This window comes from Streptomyces sp. NPDC048507, assembly GCF_043199995.1.
Classification (GTDB): Bacteria; Actinomycetota; Actinomycetes; order Streptomycetales; family Streptomycetaceae; genus Streptomyces.
The window spans coordinates 103,009-122,559 of the sequence record NZ_JBICWZ010000016.1 but is presented as its reverse complement, the minus strand read 5'-3'; the positions used below and the strand labels follow the sequence as shown (position 1 = coordinate 122,559).

Genomic DNA, 19,551 nt, shown 5'->3' with positions numbered 1-19,551 from the left:
CTTGGGAGGTTGGGCCCGCGGCGGGCGCTGGGCGAAGGTCGGCTTCGCGGAGGAGAGCGGACTCTTCGGAGCGGGACCCCCAGCGCTGCGCGCTGGGGAAGGGAGCCCGCCTCGCTGCGCTCGGCGGCCGGGCCGCTTCGCGGCCTAGAGCCTGGCCTTCGGCCTAGGCGTCCTCCGCTTCGCTGCGGACGAAAGACCCGCCTCGCTGCGCTCGGCGGCGGTCCGCTTCGCGGACCAAGGCCTCGCCTTCGGCGAGGGGTGTCCTCCGCTTCGCTACGGACGACAGGCCCGCTCCGCCCGCTGGGCGGGTGTCCGCTCCGCGGACCAGAGCCGCTCCTTCGGAGCGGGAACCCAAGCGCTGCGCGCTTGGGAAGGGAGCCTGCTTCGCTGCGCTCGGCGGTGGGCCGCTTCGCGGCCCAGGGCCTCGCTTTCGGCGAGGGTGTCCTCCGCTTCGCTACGGAGGAAAGGCCCGCCTCGCTGTGCTCGGCGGCGGTCCGCTTCGCGGCCCAGGGCCTCGCTTTCGGCGAGGGTGTCCTCCGCTTCGCTGCGGACGAAAACCCCGCCTCGCTGCGCTCCGTGCAGGGCCGCTCCGCGGACTAGAGCCAGGCCTTCGGCCGGGGTGTCCTCAGCTTCGCTGCGGACCAGAATCCGGCCTCGCTGCGCTGGGCTGGTGGTTGCTTCGCAGTTCAAGGCGAGGCTTTTGGTTTTGAGGTCCTTCGCTTCGCCGCAGCCAGGACTGTTCCGTGTTGCTGTCAAGGCCGGCCTGGTTGTGTTTGGGTCTGGGCCGCTTCGGGACAAGGGCTGGCCCCTGGGGTTGGGGGTTCTTTGCTTGGCTGGGGACAACTACAGCCTTGCTGGGCTCAGTAGAGCTCGGACAGATCCGGCCTTTTGTGTTCGGGCCCGGGGGAGGGCAGGGGTTGGACTCGGCCTTGGTTTGTCCTCCGGTTTGCTCTCACAAGAGGACCTTCAACTGAGGGTGACTCTTGGTTGAGGGGTTGAAGTTCGTCTGTACTTGAGGGGAAACCGGGTTGTGTCGTGCTTGGGGCTGGAGTGGCGAAAGGGGTTTGTGGGTTGAGGTTTGTGGGGTGGTAGTTGATGTGGAGTCTGAAGTGACTTGAGAGGTGCTGGAAGGTGTTAACGGCGTTAATGGGGGGTGAGGGCGTGATTCAAAGTGATGCGTGGATAGAGATAGGAATGAGTCAGATTCTGCGTGGTTATGGACAGGGTGTCCGGGCCAGGGGTCTGTCGGGGTTGAAAGGTCCGGGGTCGGGGAGGCGGGAGTCTGAGGCGTTCGGGAAGGCGTTGGCTGCGTTGAGCGCGGCAGCTGACGGCCTATAGAAGGTACGGATATGCGTTGTCGCAGGTCAGCGGGGGTGCAGGGGGAAAGTTATGTCCCCTCAGGAGGGACATAACTCGGTCGATGTGTCGCTGCTAGGGGGACACATCGACGGCAAAACGTCAGTGGGGCTGACGCTTTTTGGGCTAAAACGTCGGGGAGGCTGACGTTCTTGCGGAGATACGTCCTTGAACTGGGTGAGGGGAGGGTGAGGTTGGGCGCGGGGCCGAGGAGGGGGCGGAAAGACGCCGTGGCCGAGATGTGTCCCTCCTGGGGGGACACAAGACACGCCGAACGTCAACGAGCGTGACATTAGTGTCACCCTTGTTGACATACTCTCTCTGCAGATCAACGAAGTGGAGAGCATCCTCGTGTCATCAGAGCCACAGCGCCGCCGGCCGAGTCCGTCGCGCGCGCCGCGTCCTGATCTCCCGGTTGATGACGCGATCTCGGCCTGGAGTCAGCCGCTGGCTCCGGTCAAGGATCTGGACAGCCTCGCGAAGCGGTACCCCAGCCGGAAGCTCACCCTGGACGGCGAGCGCAAGCCGCTGGAGTTCTACGGGACGCAGAGTCAGCCAAATGCGTTTTCGATGGACAGCCTTGAGTTTTTTCTGGTGATCGCCCAGTACTTCAGGGAAGCCTTGCCCTTGAGGCTCATCCTGTTGCTGATCGCGTGCCAGCGGGCGGGGGGGCGGATTCCGCTTACTCAGGAGGAGATGGCTACGATCCTGGACGTCAGCCGGACAAAGACCTCGGAGGCACTGCACAGTGTCATGTCCCATGGGATCGTCTTCAAGGTGCGGCGGGGTGTGTACCAGTTCAACCCGCCTTACAGTTACCGGGTGGCGGAGTTCATTCCGGGCACGGAGACGGCGGGTGAGTTCGTGAAGGTGGAGCAGCACAGCACCATCTCGCAGATTCGCAGCGACACGAGCCTGCCCGACCTGGTGCGCTTCCCGTCGCTGGACCACATGCGGCAGGCAATCGAGGAACTGCGGGCCGAACGGTCCAAGGAGCGCGCTGCGCGCCGGCTGAGCCGGGCGCAGCGTAAGGAAGAAGGGACAGCTCAGTGAGCACCTTGCGATTCGCTGCGGTCAACGCCGACGGGCTTCTCTCCGACCTGGACCTTCCGCCGGCGGCGTACCGCGTGCTGCTGAAGCTGCGTTCGCTGAGTGAGCCCGGGGGGCGGATCCTCATCGATCAGGCCACCATCGGTGGGATGCTGGAGCTCAGCCGGCCGAGCGTCAACGCGGCGCTGCGGAGCCTGGAGCTCGCGAAGCTCGTGCGGAAGGTCAGGAACGGGGTCTACCAGATCAACCCGATGCTGGCCGGGTACAACTCCTTCGAGGACGCCGTCGCCGCGGTGAACGAGATGCCTGCCGAGGAGCGGCTGGACGCCCGCGGGTATGTCGCCAGCTACCACCAGGCGGTGGCGGAGTATCAGGACCAGCTCGCCGAGCAGCGCAAGAAGCGGGCCGCGCAGGCCGCCGCGAAGAAGGCTGCGGAGTCCAAGCGGCGGAGGACCTTGCACGCGGTTGGATGAGGGGCCTGGGAACGGCTTCTGAGGGGGTTTTGAGAGTGCGGGAGGGCCCCGGGGTATCCCGGGGCCCTCTTTGTGTGGGGAGGGGCTGTGGGGGCGCTGGGAGGCTTCGTCAGAAGGCGAAGTCGGCGTAGTCGATGTCGGTGAATTCGACCAACAGGCTCGTGGCCCGGGCGCCGTTGTCCTTGAAGTAGATCTCCTGGAGGGCTTCGGCCGTGATGTGCCGGAGCTGGGCTTCGGTGGCGCCGGATTCCTGGGCGGCGAAGAGGCGTTGCGCGTACTCCGGGGGGAGGTGCTGGGTGATGCGGCGCATGCGGCCGTCGTCGGTGGTGCCGGGGGCGGCGGTGAAGCCGAAGCGGGCGCGGGTCTCGATGACCAGTCCGGTGGTGCGGGCCGCCTGGTCGCGGGCGCGCTTGCGGACCAGGGGCTGCCAGCGTCGGCGTACCTCCGTCGCCAGGCGGGCGGCCAGTTCGGGCTTGGGCCGCTTGATCTGGTTCTTGACGTAGCGCTCCACCGTGCGTTGGGAGATGCCGAGGGCGCGCGCGGCTTCGCGGGTGGACTTGAGCTGCTTGACCAGGAAGCGCATCTGGGCGCCCGCCGACTTGGGGATCGGGCGGGTGAAGTGCTGTTCGTCGGCCTTGGTGAGGCCGTCGGAGATGTCGTCGGTCATGGTGTGTGGTTACTCGCCGTCTGCGGCTGCGTCGTGGCCCTTGATGTGGCGGGCGGGGTTGAGGCCTTCGTCGAGCATGCCGACCGCCCAGAGGAGGGGCTGGGTGCCTTCGTGCTTGACCATGCCGGGGCTGACACCGAGGCGGAAGCCGCCCGGTAGGGGCTTGCCGTCCGGGGTGCGGGGGAGGAGGTCCAGGGGGCTCGGGCCGGGGGAGAGGTAGACCGCGCAGTCGGAGAGGACCGCGATGGGGTGGAGTCCGGCCGTGGTGGAGAGCTTGAGCATCTTGCGGTGCATGTTGACGCGGGCCGTGGAGATGACGGCCGCGCGGATGTCGGGGCGCCAGGTGGGGCGTTCGAGTGCGGGCCAGGGTTCGCCGGGGCGGTAGGCGGCGCCCTGGGGGCGTTCGCGGAGCTTGCCGATGCCGCCCTTGACGGTGGACTTGATCGCCGAGAGGACCGCGGTGGCGAGCGGATCCTCTTGTTTGTGGGTGGCCATGGCCCGGAGGAACTCGGGCTCGGGGAGGGCGGGGGTGACGCCCAGGTCGGCCATGGTGGCCATGTAGGCGTCCCGGAGGCGGGTGTACCACGCGTCGAGGTAGGGGGCGTGGTCGTGGCGGATCCAGGCCTCGGTGGGGCGGACGTCGTGGCCGAGCTCCTGGGCGTAGGCCAGGGTCGGGGTGGCGTACCAGGCGGGGCCGGTGGGCGGTTTGCCGTGGGGGGTGAAGGGGCTGGGGAGGCGGGGGTCGTGGGGGACGGCGGAGAGGTCGGCCAGCCAGCAGCCGGGGGTCTTCGGGTCGAAGCGGGGGTGGTCCGCGGTGTGGGTGGCGGGGCCGATGCCGACGACGAGGCGGTTGGCGGCGGCGGCGAAGGCCATGTTCACGTCGATGCCGACGGCGTGGGTGGCGGCGCACTCCGCGTCCGTGAGGAGTTCCGGGTCGCGGATCCAGTCGTAGGCCTCCTCGTCGAGGACCTGGTCCGGGGTGCGCTGGTGGGAGCGGGGGTAGAGGGACGCGACCACCGGGTGCTCGTCGGGGGCCTCCGGAGGGGCCGGGTCGACCGGGCGGGTGAGGGAGCCGGGGACCGGGGCGGACTCCCAGGCGTTGGTCTGCGGGTTGCGCGCGGCGCGGGTGGGCGGACGTAGGGCCGTCATCAGTTCCAGACCCGTGACGGCGGTGGAGCCGCGGGGGGTGAGGACGCGGGCGGCGTACGTGGTGAGCAGCTCGGCGAGTTCGGGGGCCGGGAGGTCCGGGGTGTCCTCGCCCCAGGCGCGGGCGTCGAGGGCGCCCCAGGGGAGGACGGCGAGCTGGACGCACTGGCGGCCGGTGGTGGGGGAGGCCGGGCGGTAGACGCGGGCCCAGGGGCCGAAGCCGCGGCGGGTCAGTTGCCACTTGGCCTTCGTGAGCTGCTTGATCACCGGGTGGTTGTCCGGGAGGCGCAGGGCGCGGCGGTCTTCGAGCGCGAGGGGGAGGCCGAGGGCTTCGCAGGCGGCGGGCGTGAGGACGAGGAGGGGGTCGCCGTCCTTGCCGTTGCGGTGGAGGCGGGGGGCGCGGAGGTCGGCGTCCGGGCCGAGGGCCCAGGTGATGAGGGCGGGGAGGTCGGAGGTGGGGTGGGGGAGGAGCAGGCCCCCGGCGGCGTGGGCGTGGCCTGTGCCGTCCAGGACGGCCAGGGGGCCGTTGCCGGAGAGGGGGAGGGAGGGCCGCCTCTTGGGTGGCTTGGGAGGGGAAGCGGGGGAGGTGGGGGAGGTGGGGGAGGTGGGGGAGGTGGGGGAGGTGGGGGAGGTGGGGGGGTGGGTGCGGGGCGCGTTAACGGCGTTAACGGTCGGAGGCTCCGGGGTGGGGTGGAGGGAGGAGAGGCCTTCCAGGAGGCGGGCGTACGCCGCGCGCTTGGGGGGGCGGGGGGCGGTGCGGCCCGTCTCCCAGGAGGTGACCGTCTCGCGGCGGACGGACAGGGCCTTGGCCACTTGGTCCTGGCTCAGGCCGCCGGCCTCGCGCAGGCGCCGGCGTTCGTCGGGGCTGGGCAGCGGGTCCTGGGTCGCGGCTTCTTCGAGCAGGGCGTCGACCGCTGCGAAGAGGGTGGTCTGCTCGTTCATCTCGCTCATGGGTACCTCCGGCGGCAGCCTACGTGAAACGCACTGTTGAACGCACATGGAACGCACGCGGGTCGGCGTTAACGGCGTTAACGCCGTTAACGGCACGCGGGGGCGTTGCCGGTGGTTCCGGTCAGCGCCCCCGGCGTGTGCGGTGTCAGATGCGGTTCATGAGGAGCTCGGTGACGGCCTTGAGGTCGTCCGGGGTGAGGTGGGCGGTCAGGGCGTCCGCGATGGTCTCCGGGGAGTGGGTGGAGATCGTGATGCGGGGGGTGGGGGCGGTGGCGGGGGCCGGTTCGGCGTTAACGGCGTTAACGCCGTTAACGGTCGGGGGGGCCGGTCGGGTGCGTTGGCGGGGCGGGTTGGGCGTGCTGATGCTCTCGTCCGCGGCCGCGGCCTGGGCCTCTTGGGGGAGGCGGCCGATGCGGCGGGCCGGCTCGACCTTCAGCTCGCCCGTCTCCACCTTCTCCTGGAGGGAGGGCGTGAGGTTGAGCAGGGTCAGCCGCTGGGAGACCCAGGCCGCCGTCTTCCCGATCCGCTTGGCGACCTGTGCCTGTGAACCGTGGACGTCGACGAGTTCCTGGAGGGCGCGCGCCTGGTCCATGGGGGCCACGTCGACCCGGTGGACGTTCGCGATGAGCGCCGATTCGAGGATGTCCGCCGCCGATGCGGAGAGGGCGTCGTTGACGTGGATCTGGATGGTCTTCAGCCCCGCGAGGTGGGCGGCCGCGAGCCGCCGGTTCCCGTCGATGACCACGTACGGGGCCCGGCCCAGGCCGTCGGTCGCGCCGGGGTGCGCCTCCATGAAGGCCATTCGGGTCGCGACCGCGAGGGGCTGGAGCTGGCCGCGTACGGTCAGGGACTCGGCGAGCTCGTCGAGGTCCGTGAGATCTTCGCGGAGGTTGAAGGGATTGTGGGCGAGGGCCTCGATGGGCACCTCGGACGGGGGGACGACCCCGGAGGTCGGGGCGCCCGTGGCCTCGGCGATGGCGGCGCGGCGGGAGCTCACGCCGACCGGCTGGGCGCGGGCGAAGGAAGCCGATACCCCGAGCTTGTCGGCCTTGCTCATGAGATCTCCCTTGCGAGGGCGCGCAGGGCCACGGCCTGGTCGCCCTTGGGTGCGTAGACGAAGAGCGGCTGCTTCACGCGGACCGCTTCGCGCTGTTCCTTGAGGTCGGGGACGATCGCCACCACGCGGGGATCCTTTATGTCCATCCAGGCCTGGAGGGACGATGTGGCGATGTAGCCGCGGCGGCCGTCGTAGAGGTTCACGACGAGGCCGAGGTAGTCGATGTCGAGGCTGAGGTCGTCGCGCAGATCGTTGATCTGGGAGGTGAGCAGGTCGTACGCGTCGGCGGAGGAGTCCTCGGCCTGGACGACGATCAGCGCGCCGGAGGCGCCCGGCTGCTCGGCGTCGCGGCGGCGGCCGTAGTAGATCGCGGCGTCCATGCTGAGGCCGAGGCTGGGCGGGCAGTCGATGAGGATGACGTCGTAGTCGGACTCGACGGGGGAGAGGGCGCGTTCCAGGGCGGCCTCGCGGGCGCGGACCGTGGAGAGGCGGACGTCGAGGAGGAAGGCGTCCGTGCAGGCGGGAAGGATGTGGAGGCGGTCGCCGAAGCGGTCGTCCGGGATGGAGACGATCAGGTCGGAGAGCGGTCCCTTGGCTTCGCCGGCCATGTGACAGGTGAGGCTGTCGCCGCCGATGGGGAGCGGCTGCTGCCCCAGCTGCTTGGTGAGGTGGCCCTGCGGGTCGAAGTCGACGAGCAGGACGCGCATACCGAGGCCCGGGAGGTCTTCCAGGTCCAGCGGGGTGACGGGCGGGTGGGGGTGCTCGCCGGCGTCGGCGGCCGGGTTGAGGCGGGCCAGTTGGCGGGCGATGCGGACCGGGTGCAGGGAGGACGGGTCCTCCGCGAGGGCCTCGGCGGTACCGGCGGTGATGGCGGTCTTGCCGACGCCGCCCTTCTGGTTGCACACGACGATGCGGCGGACCACGGAGGGCCGCTTGACGGTGGGGGCCGGGTTCAACTCCAGCCAGAGACGGACCGCTTGCGCGAGACCCTGGATGAGGGAGACGCCGCGGTCCTTGGCGTCGGTGCGGAAGGACTCCCACTGGCCGGCCGGGAGCCACGTCGAGAAGGACTCGGCGCCGGAGGTGTCGACGGGGGAGGGCGCGGAGGCGAGGGCGCTCCATTGGGCGATGCCCTGGTGGACGGCGTCCTGGATGTCGACCCGCAGTTGGGCGGTGCGGATCTTCAGTTCCTGGCGGAGCCACGGGGGGAGCTTGGAGACGACCTTCTCTCGGTCGCTCTGGGACGAGGGCGAAGTCATGAGAGGGACTTTACTAACGTTCCTGGGTGCTCGTGGGCGCCACGCTTGGGTTTTGCTAACGAAATGGCTTGGAGGGACAGGGCGGCCTCGTGCACGTCGTGGCGAGCACCCCCGTGGTTCGCCACGACGTGCACGAGACCGCCCTGTCGTGAGGTCCCGTCAGCCGGTGGTGACGGGGAGGGCGGTGTTCAGGCCGAGTTCGGTCCGGCAGGTGCTGGAGCCCGCGGGGTCGAAGAAGGGGGTGCGCCGCGCGGGCACGATGCCCGGGAGGAGGTAGTGCCACAGATCCGTGATCCGGCAGTGCAGGTCGTCGCGGCCGGTGCGGACGTGCGAGGTGACCTGGATTCCGGTGAACGAGCCGACGAGGAAGGTCGACAGGTCGTGCACGTCGAGGGAGGGCAGGAGGTCACCGCGTACCTGGGCCGGCGTCAGGCAGTGGACGCAGGTGTCGATCCAGGTGTTGTACGGGGACGGGTCCGGGTGCGTGAACGAGCCGAACTCGATGACCAGGCGGATCCCGGCGCGGACGCGGACGTTGGAGCGCAGCCCCGCCGCCATCCGGTGGGTGAGGTCGATGACCGTCTGGAGGCCCGGGTCCTCTTCGAGGCTGGGGACGCCCTCGGAGATCTGGAACTGCTCGTCGATCAGGGTGCGGGCGAGGGATTCCTTGGACTGGAAGTGGAAGTACAGGGCGCCCTTGGTGACTCCGGCGTGTTTGACGACGTCGCTGAGGCTGGTGCCGCCGAACCCGGCGTGGTCGAAGGCGATGGCCGCGCCGTCGAGGATCGCCTGTCGGGTGATCTCGGCCCGTTCTTGCCTGACCCTCGCCACGTGCGTTTCTCCCGTTCCGGTGCTGAGTGTTTGGTGGTCGGTGGGGGTGGTGGGTGGGGGGTGGTGGGTGGTGCGGGGTCAATGTAGTGGGGTTGGGGGAAAGAAAACCAGTCGACCAGTAGGTTTATGGGAGGTTGAAGAGGCTGTATGGGCTGGTGTGCGGCTTTTGCGTTGTTACTTTTTGGTGGGGTGGGGTCTTAACGGCGTTAACGCCGTTAATGGTGGGGGGGTGGGGAGGCGTTAACGGCGTTAACGGCGTTAACGGCGTTAACGGCGTTAACGGCGGGGGCGGGACCTTCTGTAGTCGGGGTGGGGTCCGTTTCCGGGGGGCGGGGCCCGGGGCAGGGTGGGGCCGTGTCGGGTGCGGTGCTGGTCGCCTTGGCGGTGGTGGTGCTCGCGTGTGGCGCGGGCGGGGCGGTGGCGCGCGGGCTCCGGCAGCCGGCCGTGGTCGGGGAGATCGCCGTGGGTGCCCTGCTCGGGCCCTCGCTGCTGGGGTGGTTGTGGCCGGAGGGGCAGCGGTGGCTGCTGCCGGGGGAGGTCCTGCCGTACCTCGGGGCGTTGGGGGACCTCGGGCTCGTCATCTTCATGTTCCTGGTGGGGCTGGAGCTGGATCTCGGGCTGCTGCGGGGGCAGGGGCGCGCGGTGGTGGCGGTGAGCCAGGCGAGCGTGTGGGTGCCGCTGGGGTTCGGGGGGTTGTTGGCGCTCGGGCTGTACGGTCCCTTCGCGCCGGAGGGGGTGGGCCGGAGGGAGTTCGGGTTGTTCGTGGCGGTCGCGCTGAGCGTGACCGCCTTTCCCGTACTGGCCCGGATCCTCACCGAACAGGGGCTGTACGGGACGCCGGTGGGTGCGCTGGCGATGGCGAGCGCGGCGGTGGTGGACGTCGTGGCCTGGTGCCTGCTGGCGGTGGTCGTCGCCGTGGCCGGGGGAGGCGGGGCGTGGGCCGGGCTGGGGCGGGCCGCGTCGGCCGGGGCGTTCCTGGCGGTGATGTGGTGGGGGGTGCGGCCGTTGCTCGGTGGGGTGCGGACGGGAGTGGGGGCGGGGTGGCGGTGGTCGGGGGGCGGGCTGTTCGGGGGGCTGTGTCTGGCGGCGTACGTCACCGATGGTCTGGGGGTGCACGCGCTGTTCGGGGCCTTCGTCTTCGGGGCGGTGCTGCCGCGGGGGGTGAAGGAGGTCGAGCGGGCGGCGGGGCGGATGCGGGACTTCGCGGTGCCGGTGCTGCTCCCGCTGTTCTTCGTGGGGAGCGGGCTGCGGACCGACGTGGGGGCGTTGGGTGCGGGCGGTGCCGGGGCCTGGCTGTGGGCGGGGGTGGTGCTGGTGGTGGCCGTCGTGGCGAAGGGGGGTGCGGCGACGGCTGCCGCGCTGGCGGTGGGGCGGAGCGGTCGGGACGCCGTGTTGCTGGGGGCGCTGATGAACTGCCGGGGGGTGACGGAGCTGGTCGTGCTCAACGTGGGGCTGGAGCTGGGGGTGATCGGCGTGGAACTGTTCACGGTCCTCGTGCTGATGGCCCTGGTGACGACGGCGGTGACGGGTCCGGTGGCCGGGGCGCTGGCCGCGCGGGGGACGGGCTCCGGGGGTGGGGCGGGGCGGGGGCGCGTGCGGTGAGGGGGGTGTGGTGGCGGGCCGGTTGAGGTGGGGGCCGGCCCTCGGTGTGTGGGCGGGGCGACGGTGGGCCGCCGCCGTGCGGGGCCGGTCCGCTCGGGCTCGCCCGGTGGCCGGGTGAAGAGGGCCCCGGTCGTCTGGACGGTCCGCCTGTCGTTCGGACGGGGTGGGGCGGGCGTGTGGGGCTGGGGTTCGCAGGGTCGGTGTGCCGGATGGTGCCCGGCGGCGGGGCCGGGCGTGGTTCCGGGGGTCGGGTTGCCGGGTTCTCGATTGGGATGTCGGTGCGACGTCGCGCTGCAGGGTGTGGTGCGTGTTCGGCGGGGTGGGTGAACCCCGACGGGGTCGGGTAGGTCCGGAGGCCGGGGCACTGGGGGCGTGCGGGTCGGGCTGCGAGGGGTGGTTCGGGGGCGCTCGTCACGGGGCGGCCGGGCCGGGCGGACCCCTTGTGGGCGGGCGCGGTTTCTCTCGTACGGCGGGCCGTGGTGCCGGCGGGCGGGCGACGGTGGTGGGCGCGGGTGGCCACTCCGTGGACCGGGGCTGGACGGTGGGGGGCGTACTGGGTGGTTCGTACCGGTTGTTCGGGGGGTCTCCGGTGGAAGTCCGCCGGTCCTCCGGCGGGGGCGCCGACCGTTGCCGCGATGATCCCGTACCCCTGTCTGGGGCGAACCACGGAGCCCCCATGGTCAAGCAGGAGCGTGCGCAACGTACGCGGGAATCTCTGGTGCGCGCGGCCGCGGAGGTGTTCGCGGAGGAGGGTTTCACCGTCGCCTCGGTCGCCGCGATCAGCGAACGGGCCGGGGTGACCTCCGGTGCGCTGCACTTCCACTTCGACGGCAAGGACGCCCTCGCGCGGGCCGTCGAGGAGCGGGCCGCCGAGGTGGTGCGGGGGATCACCGGGGCGGGGGGAGATCCGTTGCGGGCGCTGGTCGCATCCTCGTACGCGCTGGTGGCGTCGGTCGGCGACGAGGTGCTCGTGCGGGCCGGGTTCGTGCTGGGCGGCGACGTCGCCCACCGCAGCCCGGTGGACCTGCGGACGCAGTGGTGGCGCTGGGCCGAGGAGGCGCTCGGCGCGGCGGCGCGCGAAGGGCTGCTGGCCGAAGGGGTGTCGGTACCGGACGCCGCGCGGCTGGTGGTGGCCGTGACGGTGGGGCTGGGGACGCTGGAGCCCGTCGGACCCGAGGGGGAGGCGCCGCATGCCCTCACCCGGATCTGGTCGGTGCTCCTTCCGGGGATCGCCCCTGCCGAACAGGAAACAGACTGGATGGTTTGATTATCGGGCCCGCAAGGGTGTTATATGACCCCTGTTGCGCGGCGACCGAAGGCCTCCGAGCTGCCACCGGTGCGCGCGTTGCGCATAAAAGGGCAGGTCAGTGCGGTTTCTTTGGAGAGCGCCAAGATCCTGAAGGACCTCAAAACAGCATGTCCGGTTTGGTATTGACAAACCGTCCGGCCTGTTTTCTACTGACTCTTGCGACTCATCCAAGGACAGGGGAGTACGACGTGGACATCGATGTACTGGGCGCACTCGCCGTGCGGGAGAACGGGATCTCCATCACGCCCACCGCCCCCAAGCCCCGGCAGGTCCTGGCGCTCCTGGCCCTCCATGCCGACCAGGTCGTGCCGGTGTCGGCACTGATCGAGGAGCTGTGGGGAGCGGTACCGCCGCGCAGTGCCCGTACGACGCTGCAGACGTACGTACTCCAGCTGCGCGCGCTGATCGCCACCGCGCTGGAGGGCGGCGACGCCGCGGAAGGTGACGCGGTGCGGACCGCCAAGGACGTGCTCGTCACGCTGCCCGGCGGCTACCTGCTCAACAGCGGCGGCGGCACGAGCGACGTGAAGGAGTTCGACCGCCTGGCGGCCCTCGGCTACCGCGCCATGGACGCCGGGGACTTCCCCGACGCCGCGCAGCGGCTGCGCGAGGCGCTGGCGCTGTGGTCCGGGCCCGCCTTCGCCGACGTGCACGGCGGCGTGCAGCTGGACATGGAGACGCGGCGGCTGGAGGAGATCCGGCTGTGCGCGCTCGACCAGCGCATCGAGGCCGACCTGAAGCTGGGGCGGCACCGGGAGCTGCTCGCGGAACTCACCGTGCTGGTGAGCCGGTACCGCACGCACGAGAACCTGCACGGTCAGTTCATGATCGCCCTGCACCGGTCCGGGCGGCGCGGCGAGGCCCTGGACGTGTACCAGCGGCTGCGCGCCACGCTCGTGCGGGACCTCGGGCTGGAGCCGTCCGCCGCGCTGCGCCGGCTGCAGCGCTCGATCCTGATGGCCGGTCCGGAGAACGCGGCGGCCGGCAAGGCGGCGCTCCCCGCGGTGGCCGGAACGGGTCCGCGGGCGGACCGGCTCGTACGGGCCTGAGCCGGCGGCCCGGCGGGTGCCGGGCGGTCGGCCGGGAGCGGTGCGGGTGCGGGGTCGGGGTCGGAGCGGGGGCGGAAGGAGACGGAGCGGTGCAGGAGAGGTCGGAGCGGACCCGTAGGCGGTTGGTCTTCGCCGGGGCCGAGTTGTTCCACCGCAGCGGATACGCCAACGCCACGCTCGGCGAGATCGCGGGCGCGGCCGGGGTGACGAAGGGGGCGCTGTACTTCCACTTCGCCTCCAAGGACGAGCTCGCGGAGGCCGTGCAGCGGCGCGGCTGCGGTCTGTTGCGCGAAGCGGTGCGCGGGCTGAACGAGAGCGGGGCCTCGCCCTTGCAGGCGCTGATCGACGCCACCCACTGGCTGGCGCGGACGCTGCACGAGGAGCCGGCGATCCCGGCGAGCTTCCGGATCACCAAGGAGTGCGCCGGGCAGCAGTCGGCGCAGATGGACTTCCAGGAGGCCTGGCTCGCGGCGGTCTCCGACCTGCTGCGCCTGGCGCGGGACACCGGGGAGCTGCCGCTGGACGCGATGGCCCGCGGCGCCGGGGACGGACAGTCGGCCGCCGAGCGGTGGGAGAGCGCCGAAGCCCTGGTGGCGGCGGCGGTCTGCGGGATCGAAGTGCTGTCGGGGACCGGGCTGTCGTACCGGGAACTGCGGCGCAAGGTGGCCGCCCTGTGGGGGCTGCTGCTGCCGAGCCTGGTCGGCCGGGCACGGGCGGGCGAGTACCGCACGGACGCCGACGGCGAGGCCGGGGCGGACGGTGTGCGCGGATACGAATTCCTCGGCAGCGGGGTGTAGGTCCGCGTTCCGCGCGGAGTGCGGGTCCGGCCGGGCGGCACCGGTGCGGGTCAGAGTGTGCGAAGCGGGCTCCGGTCGGGCGCCCGCCGCTATCGGTGCGATTCGACGAACCACGAAGGGGGAGAGACCGTGAAGATCCAGGTTCTGGGTCCGCTGAGTGCCGAGGTCGACGGGGACTCGATCGTGCCGACGGCGGCCAAGCCGCGGCAGCTCCTCGCGCTCCTCGCGCTGCACCCCGGGCAGGTGATGCCGGTGCCCACCCTCATGGAGGAGATCTGGGGCCAGGACCTGCCCGCCAGCGCGCTGACCACCCTGCAGACGTACATCCTCCAGCTCCGCCGCAGACTCGGCACCGCCATGGGGCCGGGCCGGCCGGGCGGGGCGAAGGAGGTGCTCACGACGCGGCACGGCGGGTACCTGCTCCAGGTGCCGCCGGAAACCGTCGACGTGAACGCGTACGGGAGCCTCATCGCCCGCGGGCAGAGCGCCTTCGAGGCGGGCGACGACCGGGCCTCGGCCGACCTGTTGCGCGAGGCGCTCGCACTGTGGCGGGGGCCCGCGCTGGTCGACGTACGGGTGGGGCCGGTCCTGGAGATCGAGGTGCTGCGGCTGGAGGCCAGCCGGCTGGTGGCGGTGGAGCGGCGCATCGACGTCGACCTGCGGCTCGGACGGCACACCGAACTGCTCGCCGAACTCACCGAACTGACCGCTCGTCACCCGCAGCACGAGGGGCTGCACTCCCAGCTGATGGTGGCGCTGTACCGGTCCGGACGGCAGGCCACGGCCCTGGACGTGTTCCGGCGGCTGCGCGGCCGGCTGGTCGGGGAGCTCGGCGTCGAACCGTCACCGCAGCTGAGGCGGCTGCACCAGGCGATGCTCACGGTGGACCCGGCGCTGGACGTCGCGGCCGGTCCCAAGCGCGGTTCGACCTTCGACCTCTACGCGGCCTGACCCCCCGGCCCCGGGCCGGAGCGGCCGGGGCTGGCAGGCTGGGGGGCATGGACGATCTCGGTGGCCAGCTGGAGCCCTTCCGCCTCGACGTGGCGCGGGAGGACCTCGACGACCTCGACGGGCGGCTGCGCCGGGTGCGGTGGCCCGATGAGCTCGACGGGGTCGGGCGGGCCTACGGGATGCCGCTCGGCGAGATGCGGGAACTCGTGCGTTACTGGCGCGAGGAGTACGACTGGCGGGCCGCCGAAGCCCGGCTGAACCGGTGGCCGCAGTTCACCACCCTCATCGACGGGGCCCGAGTGCACTTCGCGCACCTGCGCTCGCCCGAACCGGACGCCACACCGCTGCTGATGACGCACGGCTGGCCGGGGTCCTTCGTGGAGTTCCAGCAGGTCGCGGGCCCGCTGACGGATCCGCGGGCGCACGGCGGGGACCCCGCCGACGCCTTCCACCTCGTACTGCCGAGCATCCCCGGCTTCGGCCTGTCGGGGCCGACCACCTCGACCGGCTGGGAGTTCAAGCGGGTCGCGCGGGCCTTCGGGGTGCTGATGGAGCGCCTCGGGTACGCAACATACGGGGTGCAGGGCGGCGACTGGGGCGCGGCGGTCTCGCGGGAGCTGGGCCGGCTGCTGCCCGGGCGGGTCATCGGCGTGCACCTGAACCTGCTGCCCGGGGCGGGGGCCACCGCCGAGCCCGGCGAGGCCGAACTGGCCGCGCTGAGCCCGGCCGAGCGGGAGCGGACGCTGGCCTCCTGGGAGCGGTACCGGGTGTGGGCGCGCGAACGGCAGGGCTACGCGGACATCCAGGCGACCCGGCCGCAGACCCTCGCGTACGGGCTGAACGACTCGCCCGCCGGGCTGCTGGCCTGGATCGGGGAGAAGTTCGCCGAGTGGGCGGACCCGCGGTGCCCGGTCGACCGGGACCAGCTGCTGACCAACGTGATGCTGTACTGGCTGACCGGCACCGCCGGTTCCGCGGCCCGCATCTACTACGAGCGCGCCCACGCCGACCACCACGGGCGGCCGCCCGAGGTGTCGACGACACCGACCGCCCTGGCCGACTTCCCCCGGGACAACTTCATCCCGCTGCGGCACGTCGCCGCGCGCACCGACTCCGTGGTCCGCTGGACCTCGTACGACCGGGGCGGGCACTTCCCGGCGATGGAGGTGCCGGAGCTGCTGGTGGGGGACATCCGGGAGTTCTTCCGCGAGCTGCGCCGCCCGTCCGGGATGTGAAACGGCCGGTGGGGGCGGTGTCGTTGATGTGATCATCGCGCGATGAAGAGCGAACAGCGGACCCCCGCCGTCCTGGACGGTGACGAGCGCGCCACCCTCACCAGCCTCCTGGAGCGCCAGCGCGACACCCTGATGATGAAGTGCGCGGGCCTCACGGACGAGCAGCTGCGGCGCAGGGCCGTGACGCCGTCCGGGCTGAGCCTGCTCGGGCTGGTGCGGCACCTGGCCGAGGTCGAGCGCGGCTGGTTCCGCAACGTGGTGGGCGGCGAGGACGTGCGCGGCTACTTCCCGCGGAACGAGGCCGGTGAATGGACGGAGTTCCACGTCGACGACGCGGACGTGGCCGGGTCGTTCCGGATCTGGCAGGACACCTGCGCGCGGTCGCGGGCCGTCGTGGAGGCCGCCGGGTCCCTCGACGTACGGGGCCGATACGAGGACCAGGAGTATTCCCTGCGCTACGTGCTGGCCCACATGATCGAGGAGTACGCCCGGCACAACGGGCACGCCGACCTGCTGCGCGAGGCGCTGGACGGGGCGACGGGGGAGTAGGCGGCGGGGAGCCGGGGCCCGCGGGGTCGGGGCTCGCGGGGTCAGGCCTGTGGGGTGACGGCGCTGTCCACGGCGTCCAGGGCGGCCTGCCACGGGAAGTGCGGCGGGACGTCGACGCCGGGCGGGCCGGGCACGAAACCGCCCTCGCCGAAGAGGACTCCGGCGCCGGCGGCGCGCAGCACGGTCAGCGACTGCTCGAACTGCGGGTGCGCGGCGAGGGCGGTGTTGGTGCACGGCACGGCGACGACCGGGACGCCCTTGCCGAGGGCCTCGGCGGCGATGCCGACGACGAGGCGGTCGGTGAGGCCGAGGGCCCAGGCGTTGACCGAGTTGAAGGTGGCCGGGGCGAAGAGCAGCGCGTCGGCGGGCGGCCACGCGTCCGCCTCCCCGGGCATCTTGTACTGCCAGCGCACCGGGTTGCCGGTCAGGGCGGCGAGCCCGTCGAGGCTCCCGGACACCCACTGCGCCGCCGCCGGGGTCAGTCCGAGGCACACGTCCCAGCCGCGCGACTGGGCGTCCTCGATCACGTGGGCCACGTCGAAGACGGGCGGGGCGGCGGAGCAGAGCAGGTAGAGAGTCCTCGTCATACGGTCATGTGATCACATTTCGAGCGCCGGTTCAGCCTGACGTGATCTTGGTCCCTGAAGTGCACGTGGTCGCGGTCCGCCGGATCCGGGCGGCGGGCGCGGCTGGACGCTCGCGCATGCGGACGAGCTTCTCGGCGATGTCGCGTCTTCGCCGGCGGAGCTTGACTGGGGTCCATGACGAACAACGAGAACGTGACGGGCGACGGGAACACGGCGGGCCACGGGAGCGCGGTGGGCGGGGAGAAGGGCACCCTGGTGATCGGGGGGCGCGGCAAGACCGGGCGGCGCGTCGTGGAGCGGCTGCGCCGGCAGGGGCGGCCGGTGCGGGTCGGATCGCGCGCCGGTGAGCCGGCCTTCGACTGGGACGAGCCCGCGGGGTGGGCGGCCGCGCTGGCGGGGACGGACCGGGTGTACGTGACCTTCCAGCCCGACCTCTCCGTCCCCGGCGCCCCCGACCTGATCGGCGCCCTGGCCGAGGCGGCGGTGGCCGCGGGGGCGCGCAGGCTGGTGCTGCTGTCCGGTCGCGGCGAGGAGGCCGCCCGGCTCTGCGAGGAGCGGCTGAAGGTGCCGGGCGCCGAGTGGACCGTGGTCCGCGCCAGCTGGTTCAACCAGAACTTCGACGAGTCCCTGTTCGTGGACTCCGTACGGGCCGGGGAGCTGGCCCTGCCGGTCGCGGACGCCGTCGAGCCCTTCGTCGACGCCGACGACATCGCCGACGTCGTGGTGGCCGCGCTCACCGGCGACGGGCACGCCGGGCGGACGTACGAGCTGACCGGGCCGCGCCTGCTGGGCCTGGACGAGGTCGCCGCCGAGCTGTCGAAGGCGACCGGGCGCGAGATCGCGTACGTACCGGTGTCCGCGGGGGACTACCGGGGGGTGCTGCGCGAGAACGGTCTGCCGGAGGAGCTCGTGGAGCTGTTCACGGTGATCCTGGACGGGCGCAACGCGCATCTGGCCGATGGGGTGCGGCAGGTGCTGGGGCGGGAGCCGAAGGACTTCGCCGACTACGCCCGCGCGGCGGCGGCGAGCGGCGCGTGGGACGTCTAGGCCGTCTCTTCCGGATCTTGCCGGTCGGCGCGGGTCAGGCACGATCCGGAAGAGACGGCCTAGGCCGGCCCGGGGGGGCGCGGCGGGGGCGGAGCGGGAGGGAGGATGGGGCGATGGACATGCTCACCGGGCTGCTGGACGGGCCGAAGGCGCGGGGCGCGCACCTGCTCAAGTCCGTCCTCAACCCGCCCTGGTCGTTGCGGGTCGAGGACCGGGCGCCGCTGTCGGTGATCGCGCTGGTGCGGGGCTCGGGCTGGCTGCTGCCGGACGGCGGGGAGCCGGCCCGGATCGGGCCGGGCGACGTGGCGGTCGTACGGGGACCCGTGCCGTACGCGTTCGCCGACAGCCCGGACGCCCGGGGGCCGTGGATCACGATCGGCCCGGACCAGCGGTGCAGTACGGAGTCCGGCGAGGACGTCACCGACGCCCTGTCCCTGGGGGTGCGGACCTGGGGCGCCGACCACGAGGAGCCCGGCGCGTCGGTGGTGCTGAGCGGCACCTACCAGGCGCCGAGCGAGGTCGGGCGGCGGCTGCTGGGGACGCTGCCGGCGGTGCTGGTCCGCCCGGCGGGGGCCGCCGACGCCACCCTGGTCGGCCTGCTGGCCTCCGAGACGGGCCGGGACGAGCCGGGGCAGGAACTCGTACTGGACCGGCTGCTGGACCTGCTGCTGATCGGCGTCCTGCGGGCCTGGCTCGCAGCTCCGGGCCCAGGCGCCCCGGCCTGGCACCGGGCCCAGGGCGATCCCGTCGTCGGGGTGGCCCTGGGGCTGCTGCACGCGGACCCGGCGCACGGCTGGACCGTCGCGGAACTCGCCCGCCGGGCGGGGGTGTCGCGGGCCGCGCTGGCCCGCCGCTTCACGGAGCTCGTCGGGGAGCCGCCCGTGGCCTACCTGACGGGCTGGCGGCTCGCCCTCGCGGCCGACCTGCTGCGCGAGGGCGACACCACGGTGGCGACGGTGGCCCGACGGGTCGGCTACGGGAGCGCGTTCGCGCTGTCGACGGCCTTCAAGCGGGTGCGCGGGGTCAGCCCGCAGCAGTTCCGGGCGGGGGCCCGGCCGGAGGGCGCCGGGACCCCGGGCACGGTCGTACTGGCCTGACCGCGCTCAGCGGGCCGGGGCCAGGTCGAGCACGCCGACGGGCTGGTCGCCGCTGAACTCGCCGGTGCGGCGGAAGCCGAAGCCCGCGTAGAAGGGCTCGGGAGTGCCCTCGCCGGTGTCCCAGCAGACGTACGCCCGCCCGGCGCCGCGCGCGCGGAGCTCGTCGAGGACGGCCCCCACGGCGAAGCGGCCGTAGCCCTTGCCCTGGTGGGCCGCCGCGATGTTCAGGCGCCACAGGCCGCTGCGGCGGTGCTCCGGGTCCTTCGACGGGTCCCAGACGATGTCGAGGAAGGCCATCACGAAGCCGACGACCTCGTCCCCGTCCACCAGGGCCCGCGGCCAGGCGGTCTCGCCGTGGACGTAGGCCTCGGCGAGGGACTTCTGGACGGGGGAGACGAGGTGCTCCTGGCGCGGGTGCACCCGTACGGCACACACCGCGGCGAAGTTGTCCGGGGTGACCGGCACCAGACGGAGCGAAGAACTGATCATGCGCAAAGCATCTCAGTCGCCCAGCCCGGCCCTCCCGGTGGATTCCCCT

General features: G+C 72.2%; 18 protein-coding genes. 11 read left to right on the top strand and 7 right to left on the bottom strand.

Annotated elements, in window-relative coordinates:
* The first annotated feature begins 1,692 nt into the window (after positions 1-1,692).
* Positions 1,693-2,409: a hypothetical protein gene (locus tag ACGFXC_RS31385; RefSeq protein ID WP_351822586.1), complete on the top strand. Its 717-nt coding sequence runs from the start codon at positions 1,693-1,695 to the stop codon at positions 2,407-2,409.
* Positions 2,406-2,879: a MarR family transcriptional regulator gene (locus tag ACGFXC_RS31380; protein ID WP_267092197.1), complete on the top strand. Its 474-nt coding sequence runs from the start codon at positions 2,406-2,408 to the stop codon at positions 2,877-2,879. Before ACGFXC_RS31385 ends, ACGFXC_RS31380 begins: the two co-directional genes overlap by 4 nt.
* A gap of 109 nt (positions 2,880-2,988) precedes the next feature.
* Here ACGFXC_RS31380 and tpg read toward each other — a convergent pair whose 3' ends face one another.
* From tpg to ACGFXC_RS31355, 5 genes are all read right to left on the bottom strand, one after another.
* Positions 2,989-3,546 (bottom strand): telomere-protecting terminal protein Tpg, encoded by a 558-nt coding sequence (tpg, locus tag ACGFXC_RS31375; protein ID WP_393718265.1) that lies wholly within the window; start codon positions 3,544-3,546, stop codon positions 2,989-2,991.
* A gap of 9 nt (positions 3,547-3,555) precedes the next feature.
* Positions 3,556-5,634, bottom strand: coding sequence for a telomere-associated protein Tap (gene tap, locus ACGFXC_RS31370; protein ID WP_393718269.1), 2,079 nt, complete (start codon positions 5,632-5,634; stop codon positions 3,556-3,558).
* A 154-nt stretch (positions 5,635-5,788) separates the two neighbouring features.
* Positions 5,789-6,700 carry a ParB/RepB/Spo0J family partition protein gene (locus tag ACGFXC_RS31365; protein WP_393718264.1) on the bottom strand — a complete coding sequence of 304 codons (912 nt, stop codon included), beginning with the start codon at positions 6,698-6,700 and terminating at the stop codon, positions 5,789-5,791.
* Positions 6,697-7,959: a ParA family protein gene (locus tag ACGFXC_RS31360; protein ID WP_393718263.1), complete on the bottom strand. Its 1,263-nt coding sequence runs from the start codon at positions 7,957-7,959 to the stop codon at positions 6,697-6,699. Before ACGFXC_RS31360 ends, ACGFXC_RS31365 begins: the two co-directional genes overlap by 4 nt.
* 159 nt (positions 7,960-8,118) lie before the next feature.
* Positions 8,119-8,790, bottom strand: a complete 672-nt coding sequence (locus ACGFXC_RS31355) for a ScbR family autoregulator-binding transcription factor (protein ID WP_393718262.1) — start codon at positions 8,788-8,790, stop codon at positions 8,119-8,121.
* A gap of 354 nt (positions 8,791-9,144) precedes the next feature.
* Here ACGFXC_RS31355 and ACGFXC_RS31350 point away from each other — a divergent pair, with 354 nt between their 5' ends.
* The 7 genes from ACGFXC_RS31350 to ACGFXC_RS31320 all read left to right on the top strand — a co-directional run bounded on the left by ACGFXC_RS31350 (position 9,145) and on the right by ACGFXC_RS31320 (position 16,282).
* On the top strand, positions 9,145-10,392 hold the full coding sequence (locus tag ACGFXC_RS31350; protein WP_393718261.1) for a cation:proton antiporter: 1,248 nt from the start codon (positions 9,145-9,147) through the stop codon (positions 10,390-10,392).
* A gap of 676 nt (positions 10,393-11,068) precedes the next feature.
* On the top strand, positions 11,069-11,659 hold the full coding sequence (locus ACGFXC_RS31345; protein WP_393718260.1) for a ScbR family autoregulator-binding transcription factor: 591 nt from the start codon (positions 11,069-11,071) through the stop codon (positions 11,657-11,659).
* 230 nt (positions 11,660-11,889) lie between these two features.
* Entirely contained in the window at positions 11,890-12,750 is an 861-nt protein-coding gene (locus tag ACGFXC_RS31340) for a BTAD domain-containing putative transcriptional regulator (protein ID WP_393718259.1), read from the top strand.
* Between the two features lie 89 nt (positions 12,751-12,839).
* A complete protein-coding gene (locus ACGFXC_RS31335) occupies positions 12,840-13,547 on the top strand; it encodes a ScbR family autoregulator-binding transcription factor (protein WP_393718258.1) in 708 nt (235 codons plus the stop codon).
* A 129-nt stretch (positions 13,548-13,676) separates the two neighbouring features.
* Positions 13,677-14,498, top strand: coding sequence for a BTAD domain-containing putative transcriptional regulator (locus ACGFXC_RS31330; protein WP_393718257.1), 822 nt, complete (start codon positions 13,677-13,679; stop codon positions 14,496-14,498).
* 47 nt (positions 14,499-14,545) lie between these two features.
* Positions 14,546-15,733 carry an epoxide hydrolase family protein gene (locus ACGFXC_RS31325; protein ID WP_393718256.1) on the top strand — a complete coding sequence of 396 codons (1,188 nt, stop codon included), beginning with the start codon at positions 14,546-14,548 and terminating at the stop codon, positions 15,731-15,733.
* Between the two features lie 42 nt (positions 15,734-15,775).
* Positions 15,776-16,282 (top strand): DinB family protein, encoded by a 507-nt coding sequence (locus ACGFXC_RS31320; protein ID WP_393718255.1) that lies wholly within the window; start codon positions 15,776-15,778, stop codon positions 16,280-16,282.
* A gap of 41 nt (positions 16,283-16,323) precedes the next feature.
* On the opposite strand, the gene ACGFXC_RS31315 is transcribed toward ACGFXC_RS31320, so the two are convergent.
* Entirely contained in the window at positions 16,324-16,869 is a 546-nt protein-coding gene (locus ACGFXC_RS31315) for a flavoprotein (RefSeq protein WP_393718254.1), read from the bottom strand.
* Positions 16,870-17,043: 174 nt separating this feature from the next.
* Between ACGFXC_RS31315 and ACGFXC_RS31310 the strand changes: the two genes are divergently transcribed.
* On the top strand, positions 17,044-17,916 hold the full coding sequence (locus tag ACGFXC_RS31310; RefSeq protein ID WP_393718253.1) for an NAD(P)H-binding protein: 873 nt from the start codon (positions 17,044-17,046) through the stop codon (positions 17,914-17,916).
* A 113-nt stretch (positions 17,917-18,029) separates the two neighbouring features.
* Positions 18,030-19,013 (top strand): AraC family transcriptional regulator, encoded by a 984-nt coding sequence (locus ACGFXC_RS31305; RefSeq protein ID WP_393718252.1) that lies wholly within the window; start codon positions 18,030-18,032, stop codon positions 19,011-19,013.
* A 6-nt stretch (positions 19,014-19,019) separates the two neighbouring features.
* On the opposite strand, the gene ACGFXC_RS31300 is transcribed toward ACGFXC_RS31305, so the two are convergent.
* Positions 19,020-19,502, bottom strand: coding sequence for a GNAT family N-acetyltransferase (locus ACGFXC_RS31300; protein ID WP_393718251.1), 483 nt, complete (start codon positions 19,500-19,502; stop codon positions 19,020-19,022).
* Positions 19,503-19,551 lie beyond the last annotated feature (49 nt).